This window comes from Olsenella uli, from assembly GCF_016900775.1.
GTDB lineage: Bacteria > Actinomycetota > Coriobacteriia > Coriobacteriales > Atopobiaceae > Thermophilibacter > Thermophilibacter uli_A.
Genome location: NZ_JACJKN010000016.1, coordinates 1 through 22,149, shown reverse-complemented (window position 1 = coordinate 22,149; position 22,149 = coordinate 1). Strand labels below are relative to the sequence as shown.

Genomic DNA, 22,149 nt, shown 5'->3' with positions numbered 1-22,149 from the left:
GGCCCATGTCAGAGGCTCGCACCAAGGCCTCGCTCGCCCGCGAGGCGTCCATCAGGCTCGGCCAGGCGACGGCCGCGTCCCGCTCGCGCGCCATACGCGCCGCCGCGCGCCTCGTCCTCGAGCGCGCGGCCGACATCTGCGCGGCGAACGCGCGCGACCTCGAGCGGGGGAGGCGCTCCGGCATGCCGGCGCCCCTCCAGGACCGGCTCCTCCTCGACGAGGGCCGCCTCGCCTCCATCGCCTCCGCGCTCGAGGACATCGCCCGGCAGGAAGACCCCCTCGGGCGCGTCCTGGGCGGCCGCACGCTCGAGTGCGGCGTCCGCATCGAGCAGGTGAGCGTCCCTCTGGGCGTCGTCGCCATCGTGTACGAGGCGCGCCCGAACGTCACGGCGGACGCCTTCGCGCTCTGCGTGCGCTCCGGGAACGCCTGCGTCCTCAAGGGGGGCTCGGCCGCGCGGGAGTCCTGCGAGGCGATCGCCGCCGCCTGCCGCGACGCGCTCGTCGAGGCGGGCCTTCCCGCGGACGCCGTGCAGTACGTCTCCGACGACGCCGCCCACACCGAGACCGACGAGCTCATCCGCGCGAACGGCCTCGTCGACGCCCTCATCCCGCGCGGCGGCGCGGAGCTCATCCGGCGCTGCGTGGAGCGCGCGACCGTGCCCGTCATCGAGACCGGCACCGGAAACTGCCACATCTACCTCCACCGCGAGGCGGACGTCGAGAAGGCCGTGCGGATCGTCACGAACGCCAAGTGCTCGCGCCCGGGCGTCTGCAACGCCGCCGAGTCGCTCCTCGTGGACGCCTGCGCGGCCGAGCGGCTCCTCCCGCCCGTCCTTCTCGCCCTCTCCGAGCGCGGCGTGGAGCTCGTGGGCGACGAGGGCGCGCGCGCCGCGGCGGCCGCGTGCGGCGTCGAGATGGGGGCCGCCACCGAGGAGGACTGGGGAACCGAGTATCTGGACCTCAAGATGTCGGTGCGCTGCGTGGGGGGCGTCGAGGAGGCCATCGCGCACGTCAACCGCTACGGCACCGGCCACTCCGAGGCCATCGTGAGCGAGTCCTACGCCGCCTGCGAGGCGTTTCTCGCGGGCGTCGACGCGGCCGCCGTCTACGCCAACGCCTCGACGCGCTTCACCGACGGCGGGGTCTTCGGCCTGGGCGGCGAGATCGGCATCTCCACGCAGAAGCTCCACGCCCGCGGCCCCATGGGCGCCTCGGCCCTCACCACGACGAAGTACCTCGCGCGCGGGGACGGGCAGGTCCGATGAGCGTCGACGTCACCGCGCTGCGCGCCGCGGACCTGCCGGTCCTCGGCGCCGACGAGGGGCGCCGCTACCGGCTCGGGATCATGGGCGGCACCTTCGACCCCATCCACTACGGCCACCTCGTCGCGGCGGAGCAGGCCTTCGACGACCTCGGGCTCGACCTCGTGGTCTTCATGCCGGCGGGGCGGCCCGCCTTCAAGCTGGAGCAGGACGTCACCTCGAGCGAGGAGCGCTTCGCCATGACGCTGCTCGCGACGGCGGACAACCCGCACTTCGTCGCCTCGCGCTTCGAGATCGACCGCGCGGGCGTCACCTACACCGCCGACACCCTCCGGCTGCTCCGCGGGCTCTATCCGCCCAACGTCGAGTTCTACTTCATCACCGGCGCGGACGCCATCACCGAGATCGTCACCTGGCGAGACGCCGCGGACATCGCGCGCCTGGCGCACCTCGTGGGCGCCACGCGCCCGGGCTACGACCTCGACCGCGCCTGGGACGCCATCGCCGCCTCGGGGCTCGACTTCGACGTCACCTACCTCTCCGTCCCGGCGCTCGCCATATCGTCGAGCTACCTGAGGGAGCGCGTGCGCGCCGGGCAGAGCCTGCGCTACCTCACGCCCGACCAGGTGACGGGCTACCTGCACAAGCACGGCCTGTACGGCGCAGCCCGAAGCAGGTACGGCCAGACGGGGGAGGTGGTCTCGTAGTGGGCAAGAAGAAGAGCGCCCGGCGCGTCGAGTACGCGCCCGAGCAGCGCGACCTGCTCGCCCGGATCAAGGCGGACGTCTCGGAGCACCTCGCGCAGAAGCCGAGGCGCCTCGCGCACTCGCTCTCCGTGGCCAAGACCGCCGAGCGCCTCGCGCTCGCCTACGGGGTGGACCCGTTCCTCGCCCGCGCCGCCGGGCTCCTCCACGACTGGGCCAAGGCCGCGCCCGTCTCCGAGCAGCTCGCCCAGGCGCGCGAGCTCGGGGTCGACCTCGGCGTGGAGCTCGAGCTCGTCCACTCCCTGCTCCACGGCATCATAGCGGCCCGGACGCTCCCGGAGCGCTACCCGGAGCTGCCCCCCGCCGTGTGGCACGCCATCTCCGTCCACACCTCCGCGGCGGCCGACATGGGGCCGCTCGACGAGGTGCTCTTCGTCGCCGACGGCATCGAGCCGCTGAGGCTCGACACCCCCGGCATCTGCCGGAGCCGCTCGCTCGTGGGCAAGGCCTCGCTCGACGACCTCTTCTGGGAGTCGTTCGTCGGCGGCATCGTCTACGTCCTCGAGGGCGGCCGCTACCTCTATCCCGGAACCATCGACGTCTACAACGCCCTCGCCGCGCGCCGCGCCGAGGGATGCCCGTAAGGAGAAGAACATGCCCACCCCACTCGAGATTGCCCGCGTCGCCGCGCTCGCGGCCGACGACAAGAAGGCCGAGGACCTCGTCTGCCTCGACCTCACGTCGCTCACGGACGTCTGCGACTACTTCGTCATCTGCACCGGCGCCAACGCGCGCCAGGTTGACGCCATCGTGGACGAGGTCCGCGAGCGCGTCTCCAAGAACTGCGGCGTCTCGCCCCTCTCGTGCGAGGGGAGGGAGGCGCTCTCCTGGGTGCTCGTCGACTACGGCTCGGTCGTCGTCCACGTCTTCCGCCCCGAGTCGCGCGACTTCTACCGCCTGGAGACCCTCTGGGGCGACGCCCCCCGCCTCGACCTTGCCTAAAAGGGGACAGGCCCCTTTTAGGCAAGCTATTTCGCTCGCATCGTGCTAGCCTTCTTCCCACGCGGTGAGGAGGCAGTTATGGCGCGAGGTCCCAGAGTTCGTGCCGAGCAGGGCTTCTATCATGTCATCCTGCGCGGCAGCGGGCGCCAGATCATATTCGAGTGCGACGGCGACAGGAGGCTCTTCCTTCTGCTCGCGCGGGAATGCCTGGGCGATGCCGGGGTTGACGTGCTTGCCTGGTGCCTCATGAGCAACCACGTCCACCTGCTCCTCGAAGATTCGGCCGACGAGCTCAGCCATGCCATGCATCGGCTCGCCGGGCGCTACGCCGCGCATTTCAACCGACTGAGCGGGCACGTTGGGCACGTCTTCGAGGGGAGGTTCAAGAGCGTTCCCGTCACCTCGAGTCGCCAGCTCCTCCAGGTCGTGCGCTACATCCACGACAACCCGGAGCGCGCCGGCATGTGTCGCGCGGAGGAGTACCCGTGGAGCAGCTACGCCGAGTATGCCGGCGGCGACTCGGTCCTGGCGCGCACGGGGACCGTTCTCGGCATGCTCGGCGGGCCGGAGGGGTTCGTCGACTTCAGCGCGGGCGCCGACTACCTCGGCTACGTCGAGCGGCTGGGCGCGCGCGTGTTGGATGACGACGCGCTCGCCGCGGCGCGGGAAGCCCTCGGGGACGTCGAGCCCTCCGCCCTGAAGGCGATGGGCCGCGACGAGAGGGACCGGCTCCTCCAGCTGATGCGCGACGCGGGCCTCACCATCCGGCAGGTCGAGCGCCTCACGGGCATAGGGAGAAGCACGATCTCGCACGCGACCCATCGCCGCAGGGTCGCCTAAATGGGGCCTGTCCCCATTTAGGCACCCATTTAGGCAACGTATAATCGACGCATGGACGAAGCTGCGCACATCTCGCCCCTGGAGTGGGAGGGCCCGGCCGTGGGCCTGCTCGACCTCGACGCCTTCTTCGCGTCGGTCGAGCAGCTCGACCACCCCGAGTGGCGGGGGAGGCCCGTCATCGTGGGCGGCTCGGCCGAGCGGCGCGGCGTCGTCTCGACGGCCTCCTACGAGGCGCGGCGCTTCGGCGTGCACTCCGCCATGCCCTCGGCCACGGCGCGGCGCCTGTGCCCCGATGCCATCTGGACCCAGGGCCGCTACGGGCGCTACCGCGAGATGAGCGACCGCGTCATGGCGCTCCTCGGCGAGGAGACGCCCCTCGTCGAGCAGGTCTCCATCGACGAGGCGTTCTTCGACGTCACCCCGGGGCGCTTCTCGCGCGAGAGCCCCGTCGCCATCTGCCGGCGCGTCCAGGGGAGGGTGACCGCACTCGGCGTCACCTGCTCCATCGGGCTCGGCGTCAACAAGACCGTCGCGAAGATCGCCTCCGAGCGGGAGAAGCCCCGCGGGCTCACGGTGGTGCCGCCCGGAACCGAGCGGGCGTTTCTCGCGCCGCTGCCGGTGGGCGCCATGAGCGGCGTGGGGCCCGCGACCGAGGGGCGCCTGCGCCGGATGGGCATCCGGACCCTCGGGGAGCTCTCCCGCGCGGACGCCGGCGCGCTCGAGCGCGAGTTCGGCGTCCTCGGGCCCCGGATGGCGCGGCGCGCGGCGGGCCTCGAGCGCAGCCGCGTGGCGCAGGCGGACGCCCCGGACGACGTCAAGTCGGTCTCCAACGAGCGGACCTTCTCGAGCGACCTCACGGCGAGAGACGAGATCGAGGCGGCGATCCTGCACGTGGCCTCGGTCGTGGGCCGGCGCCTGCGCCGGAAGGGCCTCAGGGGGCGCACCGTGACGCTCAAGCTCAAGTACGACGTCGGCCACGGCCACACCGCGCAGCGCGCGCTCGCTGCCCCGACCGACGACGAGTGGGTCTTCGGGCGCGTGGCGGCCTCTCTGCTCGACGAGGTGTGGGCGCGGGGGATGCCCGTGCGCCTCGTGGGCGTGGGCGTCTCGGGCTTTGACGGCGCGGCGGCCGAGCAGCTCGCGCTCTTCGGGGCGCGGGACGAGGAGGGGCCCGCGCGCGACCTCTCGGCGCTCGGGCGCGTGACCGACGCCGTGCGCGAGCGCTTCGGCGACGCGGCGGTGAGCTACGGCCGCGACCTGCGCTTCAGCGGGCGCACGTCCGACACCGCCCCCATGAACAAGTCGGACTTCTGACGGGGGGCGATCTGACAAGGGTGACAGGGTCGTTTGTCATGAAGGGGTTCATGACAAACGACCCTGTCACCCTTGTCAGGTCGCCCCCGTCAGGCGAGGGGGAGGACGACGGTGAAGGTGGTCCCGGCCTCGGCCGAGGAGGTGGCAGAGATGGTGCCGCCGTGCGCCTCCGCGATGCTGCGCGCGATGGCCAGGCCGAGCCCGAACCCGCCCTGGGGCTGGCGCTCGCGCGCGCGGTCGGTGCGGTAGAAGCGGTCGAAGAGGTGCTCGAGGTCCTCGGGCGCGATCGGGTCGCCGAGGTTGGTGACGGCCAGGCGCGCGGCGCGGCCCTCGCGCGCGAGGCTGACCCGCACCGCGCTGCCCGCCGCGGCGTACTTCGTCGCGTTGTCGAGCAGGGTCCGCACGAGCCGCCCGAGCTGCGAGGCGTCGCCCGTGACGGCGAGGCCCGGCTCGAGCCTGGACTCGATCGAGCAGCCCCGCTCGAAGGCCACGGCGTCGAACTCGAGCGCGCAGCCGTCCACGAGCGTGCTGAGCTCGACGCGCCCGGTACCGGCCCCCTCGCCGCAGGCCCGCTGCTCGTCGGCGCGCGCGAGCGTGAGCATGTCCTCGACCAGGCCCTTCATGTGGGTGGCCTCCTCGGCGGTGCTCCTGGCCCAGCGGCGGGCCTCCTCGGGGACGCCCTCGACCGTCTCGAGGATCTGCGCGTTGGCGAGGATGACGGCGAGCGGCGTCTTGAGCTCGTGCGAGGCGTCCGAGACGAAGCGCCGCTGCTGGTCCCATGCCTCCTCGACCGGCCGCAGGATCCAGCGGGCGAGCCGGGTCACGATGACGAGCAGCACCGCCATGGCCACGAGGAAGATGGCGAGGTCCATCGTCGCCTGGGCGCGCAGCGCGGCGTCCCTCGAGTAGGTGTCCGCGAAGGCGACGCGCCACCCGGATCGGGTGGCGGCGCGCTTCCAGGCGACGTGGTAGGAGGGGTTTCGCCCGGAGGCGGACTCGCTCGAGAGGGCCTCGGAGAGCAGCTCGTTCAGGGCGGGGTCGGAGATGGTGAGCGGCGTGGCGCTGCTGAGGCTCACGGTGCCGTCAAAGCCCACGTCCACCGAGACGGCGAGCATGACGTCGGCGCCCTGGCCCCCGCCCTCGCCGATCGTCGCGGCGGCCCAGCTCTCGGCCGAGAGCGCGCGGGAGAGCAGGTCGTCGGTCAGCGCCTGCTGCGTGGTGTAGGACGAGAAGAACGACGAGCCGAGCGAGGCGAGCAGGACGGCGCCCGCGATCGACATCGCGACGGCGACGAAGTTGCGGCGCAGCCGCCGGAGCATCGGGTCCCGGCGCTCCCTATCGCTCGAACGTCTCAAGGCGGTAGCCGAGCATCCTGAGGGTCGTGATCTGGACGGCGGACCCCACGTGGGCGAGCTTCTTGCGCAGGAACGAGACGTAGGCCTCGACGGAGTTCTCCGACGCCTCGGCGTCCGCGCCCCAGACCCTGAGCAGCAGGTCCTGCTTGGAGACGACGCGCGCGGACGAGCTCATGAGGACCTTCATCACCTCGAACTCCTTGCCGGAGAGGTGGACCGACGAGTCCTTGCAGGAGAGGTCGTGCGTCTCGAGGTCGAGGCGCACGTCGCCGAAGGTCAGCTCGTCGATCACGACGTCGCCGCGCCGGCGCGTGAGGGCCCTCAGGCGGGCGAGCAGCTCGGCCGCCTCGAAGGGCTTGGTCATGTAGTCGTCCGCGCCGGCGTCGAGCCCCTCGACCTTGTCGGCAGTGGAGGAGCGGGCGGTGAGGAGCAGGACGGGCGTGGGGGAGCCCTCGCGCCGCATCTCGTGCACCACCTCATAGCCGCTCATCCCGGGGAGCATGACGTCGAGCACCACGGCGTCGTAGGCGCCCGAGAGGGCGGAGCGCAGCCCCGCCGTGCCGTCGTAGACCGCCTCGGCGTGGTAGGAGGCCCCCTCGAGGATGCGGACGATGGCGTCCGCGAGGTTGCGCTCGTCTTCGACGACCAGGATGTTCATGAGTGCCCCCTTGTCGGCCCTCGGATGCTGCTGACGCTGCTATCCTACCCAGCGAGCCTTAATTTCTCCTGAAGCCGCCCCGCCCACACGGACTCGACGCCGACCGTTCACAAAAACTGCACCTTGCGAGCACATTGAGGAGCGGTATGATGTCTAACTGCTATGTGGCTATGCGGTGCGGCCTACCTACCAACCACGCGCACCGCACGTATCGGAGGAGTTTTCAGTGGCAGTTAAGATTCGCCTGGCCCGCCACGGTGCCAAGAAGCGCCCGTACTACCGCGTCGTCGTCGCCGACGGCCGCATGCCCCGCGACGGCCGCTACATCGAGGAGGTCGGCCGCTACAACCCGCTGACCAACCCCAAGGTCATCGACATCAACCTCGAGAAGGTCGACGAGTGGATCGCCAAGGGCGCCCAGCCCACCAACGCCGTCGCCCACCTGATCGACGTCGCCCGCACCGGCGAGCCCGTCGTCGAGAAGAAGGCGAAGCTCTCCAAGAAGGCCGCCGCCAAGGCCGCCGCGGCCGCCGAGGCCGCCCAGGGCGACGCCGAGTAGGCGCGCCCCATGGAGGCCACGGACAGCGCGCTCGACGCGGTCGAGGGCCGCGAGCTCCCGTCCGACAAGGTCGCCGACCTCGTCGAGTACATCGTGTGCGGGCTCGTCGACGATCAGGAGGCCGTCTCCCTCGACGTGACGGACAGCGAGGGCTCGTCCCTCATCGAGGTCACGTGCTCCGAGGATGACGCCGGCCGCGTCATCGGCCGCAAGGGACGCACCATCAAGGCCATCCGCACCCTCGCCCGCGCCCTCGGGCAGCGCGTGGGGACGATGGTCGAGGTCGAGGTCGTAGGCTAGGGGCGCATGCGCGAGCGCTACAGGACCATAGCCCGCGTCGCCAAGGCGCGCGGGAGAAGAGGGGAGGTCGTGACGGAGCCCGTCCACGGCCTTCCCTCACTTGTTCGCGAGGGGCTCGAGGTCGCCGTGCTGCCGCCCGACCTCAGGGGGCCGCGCTGGCGCACGGTCACGTCCGTCGCCGGGGACGCGCGCTCCGGGAGGCTCGTCGCGCTCTCGGGCGTGGGCGACGTCTCGTCCGCCGAGGCCCTCGTCGGCAAGGTGCTCCTCGCCCGCGAGCGCGACCTGCCGGCGGACCTCGCCCTCCACGACCCCGAGCGGCTCGTGGGGCGCACGGTGGTGAACGAGCCCGACGGCCGCGCCGCCCGCATACGCGAGGTCATGACCGGGCCCGCGAACGACGTCTGGGTCCTCGAGGCCGAGGGCGCGGAGGTCCTCGTCCCCGTGGTCGACGAGGTCGTCTCGCGCGTCCCCGACGAGGGGCCCATCCCCGTGCGCGTCCCGCGCGGGCTCGGGTGGCCGGGGGAGGTGGGCGCGTCGTGATATTCGAGACGCTCTCGGTCTTCCCCGACGTCTTCGCCCCCTACCTCGACGCCTCGATCATGGGGCGCGCGCAGCGGGCGGGCGTCTTCGAGTTCCGCGCGCACGACCTGCGCGACTGGACGCACGATCGTCACCGCACCGTGGACGACGCCCCGTTCGGTGGCGGGCAGGGCATGCTCATGAAGCCCGCCCCGATCTTCGAGGCGATCGACGAGCTCTCCTCGCGCGGGCCCGAGCCCCACGTGGTGTTCTTCTCGCCCTGCGGCGCGCGCTTCGACGAGGCCCGCGCCGAGGAGCTCTCGCGCCGCGAGCGCGTGCTGCTCGTCTGCGGGCGCTACGAGGGGATGGACGAGCGCGCCTACGCGCTCGCCGACGAGGTCATATCGCTCGGGGACTACGTGCTCACCGGCGGGGAGCTCGCGGCGCTCGTGGTCATCGACGCGACGGTGCGCCTGCTGCCGGGCGCGCTCGGGGACGAGAGGAGCGCGGAGGACGAGTCGTTCTCGGCGGCGGGGCTGCTCGAGTACGCCCAGTACACCCGCCCCGCGAGCTATCGCGGGATGGACGTTCCGGAGGTGCTCCTCTCGGGCGACCACGCGCGCGTCGACGCCTGGCGCCGGCTGAGCGCGATCGAGCGCACGGCCCGCTGGCGGCCCGACCTGCTCGCGTCGGCCGAGCTCACCGAGGAGGAGCGAGAGCTCGCGGCGCGGATCGCGCGCGAGGCGAGGGGGGATGGCGCGCATGGCCGCACATGAGAGCCGAGAGGCGGAGCGGCGCGAGGGGTTTCTCGCCCGTCACGGCTGGGTCATCGGGAGCGTCGCCTTCGCCGTGGGCGTCGCCTTCGTGCTCAGGACCTTCGTGGGGATGCCCTACTACGTGCCCTCCGGCTCGATGCGCGACACGATCCTCGAGGGCGACATGCTGCTCGGCGAGAAGGTGACCCTGCGCTTCGAGCCGCCGGCCCCGGGAGACATCGTCACCTTCGAGAGCCCGCTCGACGGCGAGACCCTCATCAAGCGCGTGGTGGCGGTGGGGGGCCAGACCATCGACCTCGTCGACGGTGTCGTCTACGTCGACGGCGAGGCCCTCGACGAGCCCTATACGGGCGGCAGGCCCACCTACTCGCTCTCCGACCTCGAGGGCTCCGCGGGGATCGAGTACCCCTACGTCGTCCCCGAGGGCTGCGTCTGGGTCATGGGGGACAACCGCACCAACTCCAAGGACTCGCGCTACTTCGGCCCCGTGAGCGTCGATGACGTAACATCGAGGGCGCTGTTCATCTACTGGCCGCTCTCTCGCATCGGGGCGCTCTAGCCCCTGACCTAGGGAAGGACTGATATGAGAGACTCCGCGCTGACGTTCCAAGACATGATCCTCGCCCTCGAGCGCTACTGGGCCGCGCAGGGCTGCACCGTCATGCAGCCCTACGACTCCGAGGTGGGCGCGGGCACGTTCCACACCGCGACGACCCTGCGCTCGCTCGGCCCGGCCGCGTGGCGGACCTGCTACCCGCAGCCGTGCCGCCGCCCGGCCGACGGGCGCTACGGCGAGAACCCCAACCGCATGCAGCACTACTACCAGTTCCAGGTCATCCTGAAGCCCTGCCCGGCCGACTCGCAGGACCTCTACCTCGGCTCACTCAAGGCCATCGGCCTCGACCCGGCCGAGCACGACGTCCGCTTCGTCGAGGACGACTGGGAGAGCCCGACGCTGGGCGCCTGGGGCCTTGGCTGGGAGGTCTGGATGGACGGCATGGAGGTCACGCAGTACACCTACTTCCAGCAGGTGGGCGGCATCGAGGTCGACCCGGTCCCGGTTGAGATCACCTACGGCCTCGAGCGCATCGCGATGTACATCCAGGGCGTCGACTCGGTCTACGACCTCGTGTGGAGCTACCTGCCCGACGGCACGCCCATGACCTACGGCGACGTCTTCCACGAGAACGAGTTCGAGTTCTCCACCTACAACTTCGAGGTGGCCAACGTCGAGATGATGCGCGAGAAGTTCGACGACTACGAGCGCGAGTGCCACTCGTGCCTCGAGCACCGGCTGCCGCTGCCCGCCTACGACTGCGTGATGAAGTGCAGCCACGCGTTCAACCTGCTCGACGCCCGCGGCGCGATCTCGGCGACCGAGCGCGCCAACTACATCCTGCGCGTCCGCACCCTCGCCAAGCTCTGCTGCGAGTCCTACCTCGCCGAGGTGGCGAGCAAGGCGGACGGAGCCGCTCAGAAGGGGGAGGTGGCCTAGATGGCCGAGACTCGTGACTTCCTGCTGGAGATCGGCACCGAGGAGATGCCCTCGGCGCCGCTCATGAACGCCGCCGGCCAGCTTGGCAGGCTCGTCGCCAAGGGGCTCGACGAGGCCGGGCTCGCCCACGGCGAGGTGCGCGTCATCTCGTCGCCCCGCCGTCTCGCCGCCCTCGTGGCGGGCGTGCCCGGCCAGACCGACGAGGTGCACGAGGTCAGGCGCGGGCCCGCCGCGAGCATCGCCTTCGACGACGCCGGCGCGCCCACCAAGGCCGCCCAGGGCTTCGCCCGCAAGTGCGGCGTCGCCGCCGATGAGCTCGTCCGCCGCGTGGACGCCGACGGCCGCGAGTACGTCTTCGCCGAGAGGAGCGTGCCGGCGGCGCCGGCCCTGCCCATCCTCTCCGAGCTCTCCGAGCGCGTCATCGGCTCGCTCGAGTGGCCCAACTACCGCTCGCAGCGCTGGGGCTGCGAACACCAGACCTTCGTCCGCCCGATCCGCTGGATCTGCGCCCTGCTCGGCGGGGAGGTCGTGCCCGTCCGCTACGCCGACGTCACGAGCTCCAACGTGACCCGCGGCCACCGCGTGCTCTCCCCGGGCGACCACGTCGTGGACGACGCCTCCCGCTACGAGGAGGTCCTCGAGGCCGCCCACGTCCTGTCCGCAGAGCGCCGGACCGAGCGGATTCGCGCCGGCATCGCCGAGGTGGAGGCCGCGCGCGGCGGCGCCCACGTGGACACGCCCAAGCGCATCTTCGACGAGGTGGTGAACCTCTGCGAGTGGCCAACGGTCCTCGTGGGCACCTTCGACGAGGAGTTCCTGCGCGTCCCCCACGAGATCATCTGCGAGTCGATGCTCTCCAACCAGCGCTACTTCCCGATCTACGACGCCGCCGGCGCGCTTACGCGCGAGTTCGTCGTGGTCTCCAACGCCGACCCGGCCGTCTCCGAGACGGTCGTGGCGGGCAACGAGCGCGTGGTGCGCGCCCGCCTCGACGACGCCAAGTTCTTCTTCGAGGAGGACCTCAAGCGGCCGCTCGAGGACTTCGTCGAGCGCCTCGGGGAGGTCACCTTCCAGGAGAGCCTGGGCACCATGCGCCAGAAGGTCGCGCGCATGGAGGCGCTCGCCCGCGCCGTGGCCGCGCAGGCGGGCGGCGACGAGGCCGCCGCTGCGCTCGCCGAGCGGGCGGCCCACCTCGCCAAGGCCGACCTCGTGAGCCAGACCGTCGTCGAGTTCACCAACCAGCAGGGCGTCATGGGCGGCTACTTCGCGGCCGCGGCCGGCGAGCCCGCCGAGGTCTCGAGCGCCATCCGCGAGCACTACCGCCCGCGCTTCGCCGGCGACGAGCTGCCGGGCGGCCTCACGGGCACGTGCGTCGCCGTGGCCGACAAGCTCGACACCATCTGCGGCATCTTCGCCATCGACGAGCCGCCGACCGGCTCCTCGGACCCCTATGCCGTGCGCCGCGCCGCCATCGGCGTCATCGCCATGCTGCGCTCCCTGCCCGCGGCCGACCTGCGCGCGCTCATCGGCCTGGCCCTGCGCTCGTATCGCGAGCAGGGCGTCGAGTTCGACGAGGCGCGCGTCGCCGACGACGTCGCCGCCTTCTTCCGCGGCAGGCTCGCGGCCATCGCCAAGGACGAGGGCGTCTCGCCCGACACCGTCGAGGCCGTCGGCGCCGTCGGCGTGGTCGACCCGGGCGAGTTTCTCGCCCGCGCCCACGCGCTCGAGGACGCCCGCCGCGACGACCCGGCGACCTTCGAGGCGCTCGCCCAGGCCTACGCCCGCGCCGCCCACCTCGCCGACCCGACGCTCGGCTCCGAGGTGAACGCCGCGCTTCTCGGCGAGGCCGAGCGCACCCTGCTCGACGCGTGCGACGAGGGCGGCCGCAGGGTCGCGGCGGCGCTCGCCGGGCGGGACTTCCGCGCCGCGATTGACGCCCTTGCCGAACTCAAGACGCCCATCGACCGATTCTTCGACGACGTGCTTGTCATGGACGAGGATACTGAGGTAAGGGAGAACCGCCTGCGCCTCCTCAACCGCTTCGTTGAAGTCTTCGTGGGGATTGCCGACGTCGGCGCGCTCTCTCGGAGGAAGTAGGCTACGGTGAGACGGGGTATGCCCCGTGAAGCCTGATAGGTACAGGAGGACTCGTGGTGAACAAGCTCGATCTGGATGACGACATCTTCGGTCAGGTCGTCCCCCTCATCTTCGTACTTTCCGACGCTCGCGGCGAGACGGCCAACACCGTCGTCATGGCCGCCGCCGCACAGTTCGGCGACGGCTCCGTCGACATCGAGCGCCTCTCCAACGTCAAGGACGTCGAGACCGTGCGCTCGTTCCTCGACGAGAACTACGACGAGAGCCGCCCGTGCGCCGTGTTCCACACGTTCGCCAACGGGACGCTGCGCAGGGAGATCCGCCGCGAGCTCGACCGCCGCGGAATCCCCTCGATCGACCTGCTCGGTCCGGCCGTCACGGTCATCTCCACGCTGACGGGGGAGGAGCCCACCCGCGAGATCGGCGCCGTCTACAAGGACGAGCCGGCGGCCAACTAAAGGGCCAAATCACATCACATGGTACTACCTTTGGGGCCGCGCCGCAGGGCGTGGCCCCGTTTTTCTCGCCCGCGCGCCGCTCGCCTACCCTGCGTTACCGGACGCGGAATAGTGAGGGCGGAGGGGGGACTGGTTGATACCATGTCCTATGGCCGCGCGATGGCGGAGCGCGACCGAGCTGTAAGGGCGCGGACCGCACGGGACGCGTCAGGAACCCTAGGAAAGCAAGGGGAAAACATGGCAGAAAAGCATGTCTACCGCTTCGGCTTCGACGCCAACGGCAACAACGTGACCGAGGTCGCGGGCGACACCGTTGCCGAGGCCAAGTGGATCACGGGCGGCAAGGGCGCCAACCTCGCCGAGATGGCCAACATCGGCCTGCCCGTCCCTCCCGGATTCACGATCACCTGCCAGACCTGCGTCGCCTACTCGAGCGCGGGCAACGTGTGGCCTGAGGGCGTCCTCGACGAGATCGACGAGTACCGCAAGGACCTCGAGGAGCGCATGGGCAAGAAGCTCGGCGACTCCGACGACCCGCTGCTCGTCTCCGTGCGCTCCGGCGCGCCGTTCTCGATGCCGGGCATGATGGACACGGTCCTCAACCTCGGCCTCAACGACGACTCCGTCCAGGGCCTCATCAAGCAGACCGAGAACCCGCGCTTCGCCTACGACTCCTACCGTCGCTTCGTCCAGATGTTCTCCGACGTCGTGATGGGCGTCTCCGGCCAGCTCTTCGAGGACGCCATCGCCGCCAAGAAGGCCGAGAAGGGCGTGAAGCTCGACACCGAGCTCGACGCCGACGACCTCAAGGACCTCGTCGCCACCTTCAAGCAGATCTTCGCCGAGAACGTCGACGCCGAGAAGTACCCCGAGGTGCTCGTCGACGGCAAGATCGAGTTCCCGCACGACCCGCTGGTGCAGCTGCGCCTCGCCGAGCAGGCCGTCTTCGGCTCCTGGAACACCGACCGCGCCATCCTGTATCGCAAGCAGAACAAGATCCCCGACGAGCTCGGCACCGCCGTCAACGTCCAGGTGATGGCCTTCGGCAACAAGGGCAACACCTCCGCCACCGGCGTCGCCTTCACGCGCAACCCCGCCGACGGCACCAACGAGCGCTACGGCGACTTCCTGGTCAACGCCCAGGGCGAGGACGTCGTGGCCGGCATCCGCAACACCGAGCCGATTGCCGACCTGCCCAAGGTCCCCGGCCTCGAGGAGGCGGGCAAGGAGCTCTTCCACGTCTTCGAGATCCTCGAGGACCACTACGCCGACATGATGGACCTCGAGTTCACCATCGAGCAGGGCAAGCTCTGGATGCTCCAGACCCGCGTGGGCAAGCGCACGGCGCTCTCCGCCCTCAAGGTTGCCATCCAGATGTACGAGGAGGGTCGCATCAGCAAGGAGGAGGCCGTCATGCGCGTGGCCCCCGAGCAGCTCGACCAGCTCCTCCACCCGCAGTTCGACCCCAAGGCCGACTACGAGGTCATCGCCAAGGGCCTGAACGCCTCCCCGGGCGCCGCGGTGGGCGCCGTGGTGTTCTCCTCCGCTGACGCCGAGGCCTACGCCGAGGCCGGCAAGCCCTGCATCCTCGTGCGCTGGGAGACCACGCCCGACGACCTGCACGGCATGGTCGCGGCCGAGGGCATCCTGACCTCCCACGGCGGCAAGACCTCCCACGCGGCTGTCATCGCCCGCGGCATGGGCGCCCCCTGCGTCTGCGGCGTCGACGCCCTCCAGATCGACGCGGCCAACAAGGTCTGCACCGTCGCCGGCACCGACATCACCCTCCACGAGGGCGACGTCATTTCCATCGACGGCACAACCGGCGACGTCATCCTGGGCGAGGTCAAGCTCGTCCGCCCGGAGCTCGGCGGCGACCTCCAGACCATCCTCGACTGGGCCGACGAGGTCCGTCTCAACGCCGAGCGCGGCCGCGTGATCGGCGTGCGCGCCAACGCCGACAACCCGGCCGACGCGCAGCTCTCCAAGGACAACGGCGCCTCCGGCATCGGCCTGTGCCGCACCGAGCACATGTTCCTCGGCGAGCGCAAGCAGCTCATCCAGAACTTCATCCTCGCCGACGACGAGGCCGTCAAGGCCGACGCCGTCGAGAAGCTCGGCGCCGCCCAGAAGGGCGACTTCCTCGAGATGTTCAAGGCCATGGACGGCATGCCCGTCATCGTGCGCCTGCTCGACCCGCCCCTGCACGAGTTCCTCGAGGACCCGCGCGACCTCGACGTCGAGATCGCCAAGGATGAGGCCGCCGGCAAGGACGTCTCCGAGAAGAAGGCGCTTCTCGCCAAGCTGGACTCCTTCCAGGAGGCCAACCCGATGCTCGGCCTGCGCGGCTGCCGCCTGGGCCTCGTCTACCCCGAGCTCAACGTCATGCAGGTGAAGGCCATCGCCTCCGCCGCCGCCGAGCTCAAGAAGCAGGGCCTCGACCCCAAGCCCGAGATCATGATCCCGCTCGTGGCCTTCGAGGAGGAGCTCGCCCTCGTCCGCGAGGTCGTCGAGGAGAACATCAAGGCCGTCGCCGAGGAGTACGGCGTCGAGCTCGACATCCCGGTCGGCACCATGATCGAGATTCCGCGCGCGGCGATCACCTCCGAGGACATCGCCAAGCACGCCGACTTCTTCTCCTTCGGCACCAACGACCTCACCCAGATGGGCCTGGGCTTCTCCCGCGACGACGTCGAGGCGGCCTTCATGCCGCTCTACCTCGACAAGAAGATCGTCAAGACGAACCCGTTCGCCACGCTCGACAAGGGCGTCGCCAAGCTCGTCCAGATGGGCGTCGAGGGCGGCCACAAGGGCAACTCCGACATCGTCTGCGGCGTCTGCGGCGAGACCGGCGGCGACCCCGAGTCCATCCACATGTACTACGACCTCGGCCTCGACTACGTGTCCTGCTCGCCGTACCGCGTGCCCATCGCCCGCCTCGCGGCAGCGCAGGCCAAGATCGAGTCCAACGGCGGCGCCGCGAAGGTCCAGAAGTAGGCCAGCGCAGGTAGACGCGCCACGCCGTTATGTGCGGAGGGGGAGGGGCAACGCGCCTCTCCCCCTCTTGTCGTTTGTGTCGTTTGGGGACGGGTTATTTCTCTCAGAGACGGCGGGACCGGCCTGGTCCGCCGTTTGGCACCGCCCGGTGCGGGCCCGAGACCCGCCCCCCGTTCTCTGAGAGAAATAACCCGTCCCCAAACGACAGGAGGGGGTGCCCATGCGGGTGATCACGAGACGGGACCTCGAGCGCGCGGAGCGCGGGCGGCTCTCGCCGGACGCGACCTTCGCCGACGCGTCGCTCGGGCGGCTGCGCCCCGAGCCCGCGGACGAGCTGCGCACCTGCTTCCAGTGCGACCGCGACCGCATCCTGCACTCCAAGAGCTTCAGGAGGCTCGCCCACAAGACCCAGGTCTTTCTCGCCCCCGAGGGGGACCACTACCGCACCCGTCTCATCCACACGCTCGAGGTCTCGCAGGTCGCCCGCTCCATCGCTCGCCCGCTCGGGCTCAACGAGGACCTGACCGAGGCGATCGCGCTCGGGCACGACCTGGGCCACACGCCCTTCGGGCACGTCGGCGAGCGGGCGCTCAGCCACGCCCTCGCCCGGCACCGCGGGGAGCCCGAGGACGGGGCCCGGCTCTTCGCGCACAACGAGCAGGGCGCGCGAATCGTGGACGTCCTCGAGCGCGACGGCCGGGGGCTCAACCTCTCGCGCGAGGTGGTCGACGGCATACGCTGCCACACGGGGGTGCGGCGGGCGTCCACGCCCGAGGGGCGCGTCGTCGCGCTCGCCGACAGGATCGCCTATGTCTGCCATGACATCGACGACGCCGAGCGGGCGGGGATGCTCAGGGAGTCGGACCTTCCCCCGGGGCCATGCGAGCGGCTCGGCTCGAGCTCCTCGGAGCGCATCGAGACGATGGTCCACGACGTGGTGTCCATGAGCTCCAGAAGCGGCGACGTCCTGATGTCCGAGGGGGTGTGGGGGGCGATGATGTCGCTGCGCGCGTTTCTCTTCGAGCGGCTCTACTCGCGCGGCGACGCCAAGTGGGAGGAGCCGAAGGCCTACGCGATGCTCGTCGACCTCTTCGCTCACTTCGCGGGGCACCCCGACGAGGTCCCCGCCGAGTACCGCCTCCATGACGACCCGCTTGACGTGCAGGTTGCCGACTTCGTCTCCGGCATGACCGACCGATACGCGATCCGCGTCTACGAGGACCTCAAGATACCGAGGTCGTGGAGAACGCGCTGAGCCCTCGGCGCGCGGGGCGGCTTCCCCTACACTGGCATGCAGCAGGCGACGAGAGGGGGCGTTCCCCTCTCGTCAGCGAAGGGGAGGGGGACTGGATGGCTCGTCACGGCGGAGGGTTCCTCACGGCGCTCGCGCTCACGCTCTCGATTGCGCTCGTCGCGCTGGGGGCGACGCTGCTTGTGCTCGTCACGCAGGGCTCGGGCCCGGGGGCGGACGCCCCCGACGCGGCACCCGAGCGCGTCGTCGCGGAATCCTTCGACGAGTACTCCTGGCAGGAGCTCTCCGACATCGCGGCCCTCATCGCCGCGGCGCCCTCCGACGAGGAGGGCCGGGCCGTGGCCTCCGAGCGCGGGATCGAGGTGGGCGACACCCGGACGCTGACGCTCGACGACGCGACGGTGGTGGAGCTGCGCGTTGTGGGAATCCGCGCCGACGAGCGCGCGGACGGCGGCGGCGCGGCCGGGCTCACGCTCATGACCTCGCCCATCGCCGTGTGCCCCTTCTCCGACGACGAGAACGCGGGCGGCTGGGAGGCCTCCGAGCTCAGGGCGTGGCTCGCGGGGGAGGGGGCCGGCCTTCTGCCCGACGAGCTCGCCGCGCTCGTGGTCCCGGTCTCGAAGGTCACCGACAACCTCGCCGTGCGCTACGGCTCGTCCGACGTCGCCTCCACGCTCACCACGACCGCCGACGCGCTCTGGGTGCCCTCCGTCTCGGAGGTGTGCGGGGAGGTCGACTGGTTTGCCCGCGAGTACGGGACCACCCCGAACGCGAGCTCGGAGTACGTGGACTTCGCGCCCTACGACGAGGCGCTCTCCTCGCAGGGCGCGCAGTACGAGTACTTCTCCGCCGCCGGCGTCGACGGGGCGGGCAGCTCGGGGGCGCTCGTCATGTCATACGACGGCGAGGCGTGCAACTGGTGGTACCGGACCTCGTACCCCTACGCGCTCGAGGGGTGGGGGCAGCGCATGGTCTACCAGGCCATGGCCTCGGGGTACCCGAACATGACGGGCGCGGCGAGCGGGCAGGCCGGCGTCGTCGTGGGGCTCTGCCTCTGAGTTGTGTGCTTCTTGTCTAGCGCCGCCCACTGCCGTATACTAAGGCGCTGTGTGTAAGCCTATGTGCCGTTCAAGCGTGGCGGCACCTCTAGAGAGACAAGGAAAGATCATGGACTACATTCGCGCCATCGAGCGTCAGCAGATTCGCGAGGACATCCCCGCGGTCAAGGTCGGCGACCACGTCAAGGTCCACTACCGCATCGTCGAGGGCGACCGCACCCGCGAGCAGGTCTTCGAGGGCGACGTCATCCGCATGAGCGGCGCGGGCGCGCGCGAGACCTTCACCGTCCGCAAGATCAGCTTCTCCGTGGGCGTCGAGCGCACCTTCCCGCTGCACAGCCCCAAGATTGCCAAGCTCGAGGTCGTCCGCCACGGCGACGTCCGTCGCGCCAAGCTCTACTACCTGCGCGACCGCGTGGGCAAGGCCGCCCGCATCCGCGAGAAGCGCGACTAGCGCTCATTCGAAGCGTCATCTGCGAGCCGCCCCCTCGGGGGCGGCTTTTTCCATGAGAGGGGAGCCCATGACCTCGACAGCACGCCCCGCCACGGCCCGCGAGGTCGCGGCCGCCCTCGCGAGCGCGCCGGCGGAGGAGGCCCGCGGCCTCATGGAGCGCTACGCCGAGGACCCGCGGCGCCAGGTCCGCCACGCCATCGAGGTCGCGAGGCGGCGCCTCGAGCGCGAGGCGGCCGAGCGGTCGCGCGTGGAGGCCTCCTACCGCCTCATGCGGGAGCTCGGGGGGACGGGCCTCGTCCTCGGCGTCGACGAGGTGGGGCGCGGGGCGCTCGCCGGGCCGCTCACGGTTGCCGCCGTCGCCCTGCCGGACGAGCCGATCGTATGGGGGCTGAACGACTCCAAGCAGCTCTCGCCGGCGCGGCGCGAGGCGCTCGCGGCGCGCATCGCCGACGTCGCGCTCGCCATCGGCGTCGCCCACGTTGAGCCCGCCTCGATCGACGCGGTGGGGATGGCCGTGGCCCTGAGGGAGGCCATGGCGGCCGCGATCGCCGACGCGGGCATCGAGCCGGACGGCGTCCTCATCGACGGCAACCCCGTGCACGTCCACCCGCGGGAGACCTGCGTCGTCAAGGGGGACGCGCGCGTGGCGTGCATCTCGGCCGCCTCGATCGTCGCCAAGGTGACGAGGGACGCGCTCATGGTCTCCTACGAGGACGACTACCCGGGCTACCACCTCGCGGAGTCGAAGGGCTACGGGTCGGCCGAGCACATCGCCGCCATCCGGGAGCGCGGCCTCACCCCGATACACCGCGTCTCGTTCTGTGGAAACTTCCTCGAGACGCCGCGCCTCTTCTGATTCGCCGCTTTTGACCCGTCGCCTGCCGCGGCGGGCGGCGAGGGGCGTGAGCTGCGGCGCCCCGGCTGCCGCCCCTTGACCCGTCGGCGACGCGGAAGCGTCGCGCCCGCTCGGTGCGCGCGGGGCGAGAGCGCCCTCTGCCAAGCTCGTCTGACCGTGTCCGACGATGGGAGGCAGAGAGATGCACGAGGAGCAGGAGCGCACGTTCGAGTACGAGCCCGAGCAGGTAGCCCCGGCCGGGGCCGCGGACGCGCAGGGGGAGGCCTGCGCCCAGGAGCGCCCGAGGACGGTCCGCGACCTCACGCCGCGCGAGCTCGGCATGAAGGGCGAGGAGATGGCCGCCGCCTACCTCGAGCGGAAGGGGTGGTACATCCTCGACCGCAACTGGCGCTGCGACTTCGGCGAGGTCGACATCGTCGCGCGCGAGGACGACGAGGACGAGACGGTCGTGCTCGTGGAGGTCAAGACGAGGCTCGCGCTCGGGGAGTGCGGGGAGGGGATGCCCGAGCTCGCCGTCGACTCCCGCAAGCGCCGCCGGTACAAGATGCTCGCGCTCGCCTACATCGTCAACCACCCCGAGGCCGACGCCGTGCGCTTCGACGTCATAGCCCTGAACGTCGTGGGGGAGGGCGCCGCGCGGCTGCGCCACCTCACCGGGGCCTACGAGGTAGACGACTGATGGGGCGCGGGTCCGCCGGAATCGACGCCGCAGAGCTGCGCGGCGTCGAGGCGCTCCACGTCACCGTGGAGGTGAGCACCTCGGGCGGCATCCCGGGCATCGACGTCGTCGGCATGCCCGACTCGGCGGTGCTCGAGGCGCGCTCGAGGGTGCGCTGCGCCCTGCGCTCCTGCGGCTTCGAGCTCCCGCGGGCGCGCGTGACCGTCAACCTCGCCCCGAGCGAGATGAGAAAGACCGGGACCGGCTTCGACCTGCCCATAGCCACGGCCATCCTCGTGGCCACGGGGCAGCTGCCCCGCCGCTTGGCCAAGGGCTGCCTCATGGTGGGCGAGCTCGGGCTCGACGGCTCGGTGTGCCCCGTGCGCGGCGGCGTCGCCTATGCGCAGCTGGCCCACGAGCGGGGGCTCTCGCTCGTCACGTCGGCCCTCGCCCAGGTCTCCCCGGGCTGGCCCGGGGAGACGCACGGGCTCGTCTCGCTCGCGCAGCTCAGGGGTGGCGTCTCGGCGCTGCCGCCCGTGGGGCTCGCCGGCGCGTCCCCGGTCGGCGCGCCGATGGCGCCGGCCCTCGACTACGCCGACGTCGTCGACCAGGATCTTGCCAAGCGCGCCATGGTCATCGCCGCGGCCGGGCGCCACGGCGTCCTCATGGTCGGTCCGCCCGGGGCCGGAAAGACCATGCTCGCGCGCAGGCTGCCCACCATCCTCCCGCCGCTCGGGGAGGGCGAGGCCGACGAGGCCCTGCTCGTCCACTCCGTCGCGGGGGAGCCCATCGACGGCATCGCGCGCGGGGAGCGCCCCTTCAGGGCGCCCCACCACTCCATCTCGGTCGGCGGGCTCGTCGGCGGGGGCCGGCCCGTCCGGCCGGGGGAGGTGTCGCTCGCGGACAAGGGGGTGCTCTTCCTGGACGAGCTGCCCGAGTTCGGCCGGGGCGCGCTGCAGGCGATGCGCCAGCCGCTCGAGGACGGCGAGGTGCGGATCGTGCGGGTCGACGGGGTCTACACGTTCCCGTGCGACTTCCAGCTCGTCGCGGCGGCCAACCCGTGCCCCTGCGGGCACCTGGGGGACCCGGACGCCGAGTGCAGCTGCACCCCGGCGCGCGTCTCCGCCTACCAGGGGAGGATCGGCGGCCCCCTCATGGACCGCATCGACGTGGTCGTGGACGTCGCGCGCCCCTCGGGCAGGAAGGTGATCCGCGAGCAGCGGGGCCAGAGCTCCGAGGAGATGGCGGACCTCGTTGCGCAGGCCCGCGAGCGGGCCGCCCGGCGGGCCCGACGCGATGACGGCCGAGCGGGGCCGGTCGCCGCGGCGCTGCTCGACCAGGGGGCGCAGCGGACCTTCGAGGGTCTCGCGGAGCGCCTCAGGCTCGGCGGGCGCGCCATCGCCCGCGTGGCCCGCGTGGCCCGGACGATAGCCGACCTCGCGGGCCACGACCGGGTGACGTCCGACGACATCGTGGAGGCCGTGGGCTTCCGCTCGCGGTCCGTGGAGTGAGGGGGCTGCCATGGAGGGGAGGGG

General features: G+C 71.3%; 23 protein-coding genes. 21 read left to right on the top strand and 2 right to left on the bottom strand.

Annotated features, from left to right (window positions below):
* Nucleotides 1–5 precede the first annotated feature (5 nt).
* The 6 genes from H6A23_RS09320 to dinB all read left to right on the top strand — a co-directional run bounded on the left by H6A23_RS09320 (nt 6) and on the right by dinB (nt 5,122).
* Complete coding sequence (locus tag H6A23_RS09320; protein WP_204831914.1) at nt 6–1,265, top strand: glutamate-5-semialdehyde dehydrogenase; 1,260 nt, start codon at nt 6–8, stop codon at nt 1,263–1,265.
* Nucleotides 1,262–1,969 carry a nicotinate-nucleotide adenylyltransferase gene (nadD, locus tag H6A23_RS09315; RefSeq protein ID WP_204831913.1) on the top strand — a complete coding sequence of 236 codons (708 nt, stop codon included), beginning with the start codon at nt 1,262–1,264 and terminating at the stop codon, nt 1,967–1,969. Before H6A23_RS09320 ends, nadD begins: the two co-directional genes overlap by 4 nt.
* The gene (gene yqeK, locus H6A23_RS09310) at nt 1,969–2,610 is read left to right on the top strand and encodes a bis(5'-nucleosyl)-tetraphosphatase (symmetrical) YqeK (RefSeq protein ID WP_204831912.1); all 642 of its coding nucleotides are present in this window, start codon (nt 1,969–1,971) and stop codon (nt 2,608–2,610) included. Before nadD ends, yqeK begins: the two co-directional genes overlap by 1 nt.
* Nucleotides 2,611–2,620: 10 nt before the next feature.
* Nucleotides 2,621–2,968 (top strand): ribosome silencing factor, encoded by a 348-nt coding sequence (gene rsfS / locus H6A23_RS09305; RefSeq protein WP_204831911.1) that lies wholly within the window; start codon nt 2,621–2,623, stop codon nt 2,966–2,968.
* Between the two features lie 78 nt (nt 2,969–3,046).
* Nucleotides 3,047–3,808 carry a transposase gene (locus H6A23_RS09300; RefSeq protein ID WP_204831910.1) on the top strand — a complete coding sequence of 254 codons (762 nt, stop codon included), beginning with the start codon at nt 3,047–3,049 and terminating at the stop codon, nt 3,806–3,808.
* Nucleotides 3,809–3,859: 51 nt separating this feature from the next.
* Nucleotides 3,860–5,122: a DNA polymerase IV gene (gene dinB / locus H6A23_RS09295; protein WP_204831909.1), complete on the top strand. Its 1,263-nt coding sequence runs from the start codon at nt 3,860–3,862 to the stop codon at nt 5,120–5,122.
* A gap of 89 nt (nt 5,123–5,211) precedes the next feature.
* On the opposite strand, the gene H6A23_RS09290 is transcribed toward dinB, so the two are convergent.
* Complete coding sequence (locus H6A23_RS09290) at nt 5,212–6,441, bottom strand: sensor histidine kinase (protein WP_204831908.1); 1,230 nt, start codon at nt 6,439–6,441, stop codon at nt 5,212–5,214.
* Between the two features lie 16 nt (nt 6,442–6,457).
* Nucleotides 6,458–7,135 carry a response regulator transcription factor gene (locus H6A23_RS09285; RefSeq protein WP_204831907.1) on the bottom strand — a complete coding sequence of 226 codons (678 nt, stop codon included), beginning with the start codon at nt 7,133–7,135 and terminating at the stop codon, nt 6,458–6,460.
* A gap of 226 nt (nt 7,136–7,361) precedes the next feature.
* Between H6A23_RS09285 and rpsP the strand changes: the two genes are divergently transcribed.
* The 15 genes from rpsP to H6A23_RS09210 all read left to right on the top strand — a co-directional run bounded on the left by rpsP (nt 7,362) and on the right by H6A23_RS09210 (nt 22,125).
* On the top strand, nt 7,362–7,694 hold the full coding sequence (gene rpsP / locus H6A23_RS09280) for a 30S ribosomal protein S16 (protein WP_204831906.1): 333 nt from the start codon (nt 7,362–7,364) through the stop codon (nt 7,692–7,694).
* A gap of 9 nt (nt 7,695–7,703) precedes the next feature.
* The gene (locus H6A23_RS09275) at nt 7,704–7,994 is read left to right on the top strand and encodes a KH domain-containing protein (RefSeq protein WP_204831905.1); all 291 of its coding nucleotides are present in this window, start codon (nt 7,704–7,706) and stop codon (nt 7,992–7,994) included.
* A gap of 6 nt (nt 7,995–8,000) precedes the next feature.
* Nucleotides 8,001–8,534, top strand: a complete 534-nt coding sequence (locus tag H6A23_RS09270; protein WP_204831904.1) for a ribosome maturation factor RimM — start codon at nt 8,001–8,003, stop codon at nt 8,532–8,534.
* Nucleotides 8,531–9,289 (top strand): tRNA (guanosine(37)-N1)-methyltransferase TrmD, encoded by a 759-nt coding sequence (gene trmD / locus H6A23_RS09265; RefSeq protein ID WP_204831903.1) that lies wholly within the window; start codon nt 8,531–8,533, stop codon nt 9,287–9,289. The genes H6A23_RS09270 and trmD overlap by 4 nt, the downstream gene beginning before the upstream one ends.
* Nucleotides 9,276–9,848, top strand: coding sequence for a signal peptidase I (gene lepB / locus H6A23_RS09260; RefSeq protein WP_204831902.1), 573 nt, complete (start codon nt 9,276–9,278; stop codon nt 9,846–9,848). The genes trmD and lepB overlap by 14 nt, the downstream gene beginning before the upstream one ends.
* A gap of 24 nt (nt 9,849–9,872) precedes the next feature.
* Entirely contained in the window at nt 9,873–10,784 is a 912-nt protein-coding gene (locus H6A23_RS09255) for a glycine--tRNA ligase subunit alpha (protein ID WP_204831901.1), read from the top strand.
* Complete coding sequence (gene glyS, locus H6A23_RS09250; protein WP_204831900.1) at nt 10,785–12,881, top strand: glycine--tRNA ligase subunit beta; 2,097 nt, start codon at nt 10,785–10,787, stop codon at nt 12,879–12,881.
* A gap of 56 nt (nt 12,882–12,937) precedes the next feature.
* Nucleotides 12,938–13,339 (top strand): kinase/pyrophosphorylase, encoded by a 402-nt coding sequence (locus tag H6A23_RS09245; protein ID WP_204831899.1) that lies wholly within the window; start codon nt 12,938–12,940, stop codon nt 13,337–13,339.
* Nucleotides 13,340–13,576: 237 nt separating this feature from the next.
* Complete coding sequence (gene ppdK / locus H6A23_RS09240; RefSeq protein WP_204831898.1) at nt 13,577–16,336, top strand: pyruvate, phosphate dikinase; 2,760 nt, start codon at nt 13,577–13,579, stop codon at nt 16,334–16,336.
* 220 nt (nt 16,337–16,556) lie between these two features.
* A complete protein-coding gene (locus H6A23_RS09235; RefSeq protein ID WP_204831897.1) occupies nt 16,557–17,591 on the top strand; it encodes a deoxyguanosinetriphosphate triphosphohydrolase in 1,035 nt (344 codons plus the stop codon).
* Nucleotides 17,592–17,686: 95 nt separating this feature from the next.
* The gene (locus tag H6A23_RS09230; protein WP_204831896.1) at nt 17,687–18,646 is read left to right on the top strand and encodes a DUF6273 domain-containing protein; all 960 of its coding nucleotides are present in this window, start codon (nt 17,687–17,689) and stop codon (nt 18,644–18,646) included.
* A 109-nt stretch (nt 18,647–18,755) separates the two neighbouring features.
* Nucleotides 18,756–19,100: a 50S ribosomal protein L19 gene (gene rplS / locus H6A23_RS09225; RefSeq protein WP_075280197.1), complete on the top strand. Its 345-nt coding sequence runs from the start codon at nt 18,756–18,758 to the stop codon at nt 19,098–19,100.
* Nucleotides 19,101–19,167: 67 nt separating this feature from the next.
* Nucleotides 19,168–19,956, top strand: coding sequence for a ribonuclease HII (locus H6A23_RS09220; protein WP_204831895.1), 789 nt, complete (start codon nt 19,168–19,170; stop codon nt 19,954–19,956).
* A gap of 181 nt (nt 19,957–20,137) precedes the next feature.
* The gene (locus H6A23_RS09215; protein ID WP_204831894.1) at nt 20,138–20,635 is read left to right on the top strand and encodes a YraN family protein; all 498 of its coding nucleotides are present in this window, start codon (nt 20,138–20,140) and stop codon (nt 20,633–20,635) included.
* Nucleotides 20,635–22,125, top strand: a complete 1,491-nt coding sequence (locus H6A23_RS09210) for a YifB family Mg chelatase-like AAA ATPase (protein ID WP_204831893.1) — start codon at nt 20,635–20,637, stop codon at nt 22,123–22,125. Before H6A23_RS09215 ends, H6A23_RS09210 begins: the two co-directional genes overlap by 1 nt.
* Nucleotides 22,126–22,149 lie beyond the last annotated feature (24 nt).

Bases quoted from the DNA above. Each gene is read 5' to 3' on its own strand.
- H6A23_RS09320 (WP_204831914.1), top strand. From the start codon at position 6: ATGTCAGAGGCTCGCACCAAGGCCTCGCTCGCCCGCGAGGCGTCCATC.
- nadD (WP_204831913.1), top strand. From the start codon at position 1,262: ATGAGCGTCGACGTCACCGCGCTGCGCGCCGCGGACCTGCCGGTCCTC.
- rsfS (WP_204831911.1), top strand. From the start codon at position 2,621: ATGCCCACCCCACTCGAGATTGCCCGCGTCGCCGCGCTCGCGGCCGAC.
- H6A23_RS09300 (WP_204831910.1), top strand. From the start codon at position 3,047: ATGGCGCGAGGTCCCAGAGTTCGTGCCGAGCAGGGCTTCTATCATGTC.
- dinB (WP_204831909.1), top strand. From the start codon at position 3,860: ATGGACGAAGCTGCGCACATCTCGCCCCTGGAGTGGGAGGGCCCGGCC.
- H6A23_RS09290 (WP_204831908.1), bottom strand. From the start codon at position 6,441: ATGCTCCGGCGGCTGCGCCGCAACTTCGTCGCCGTCGCGATGTCGATC.
- H6A23_RS09285 (WP_204831907.1), bottom strand. From the start codon at position 7,135: ATGAACATCCTGGTCGTCGAAGACGAGCGCAACCTCGCGGACGCCATC.
- H6A23_RS09275 (WP_204831905.1), top strand. From the start codon at position 7,704: ATGGAGGCCACGGACAGCGCGCTCGACGCGGTCGAGGGCCGCGAGCTC.
- H6A23_RS09270 (WP_204831904.1), top strand. From the start codon at position 8,001: ATGCGCGAGCGCTACAGGACCATAGCCCGCGTCGCCAAGGCGCGCGGG.
- lepB (WP_204831902.1), top strand. From the start codon at position 9,276: ATGGCCGCACATGAGAGCCGAGAGGCGGAGCGGCGCGAGGGGTTTCTC.
- H6A23_RS09255 (WP_204831901.1), top strand. From the start codon at position 9,873: ATGAGAGACTCCGCGCTGACGTTCCAAGACATGATCCTCGCCCTCGAG.
- glyS (WP_204831900.1), top strand. From the start codon at position 10,785: ATGGCCGAGACTCGTGACTTCCTGCTGGAGATCGGCACCGAGGAGATG.
- ppdK (WP_204831898.1), top strand. From the start codon at position 13,577: ATGGCAGAAAAGCATGTCTACCGCTTCGGCTTCGACGCCAACGGCAAC.
- H6A23_RS09235 (WP_204831897.1), top strand. From the start codon at position 16,557: ATGCGGGTGATCACGAGACGGGACCTCGAGCGCGCGGAGCGCGGGCGG.
- H6A23_RS09230 (WP_204831896.1), top strand. From the start codon at position 17,687: ATGGCTCGTCACGGCGGAGGGTTCCTCACGGCGCTCGCGCTCACGCTC.
- rplS (WP_075280197.1), top strand. From the start codon at position 18,756: ATGGACTACATTCGCGCCATCGAGCGTCAGCAGATTCGCGAGGACATC.
- H6A23_RS09220 (WP_204831895.1), top strand. From the start codon at position 19,168: ATGACCTCGACAGCACGCCCCGCCACGGCCCGCGAGGTCGCGGCCGCC.
- H6A23_RS09215 (WP_204831894.1), top strand. From the start codon at position 20,138: ATGCACGAGGAGCAGGAGCGCACGTTCGAGTACGAGCCCGAGCAGGTA.
- H6A23_RS09210 (WP_204831893.1), top strand. From the start codon at position 20,635: ATGGGGCGCGGGTCCGCCGGAATCGACGCCGCAGAGCTGCGCGGCGTC.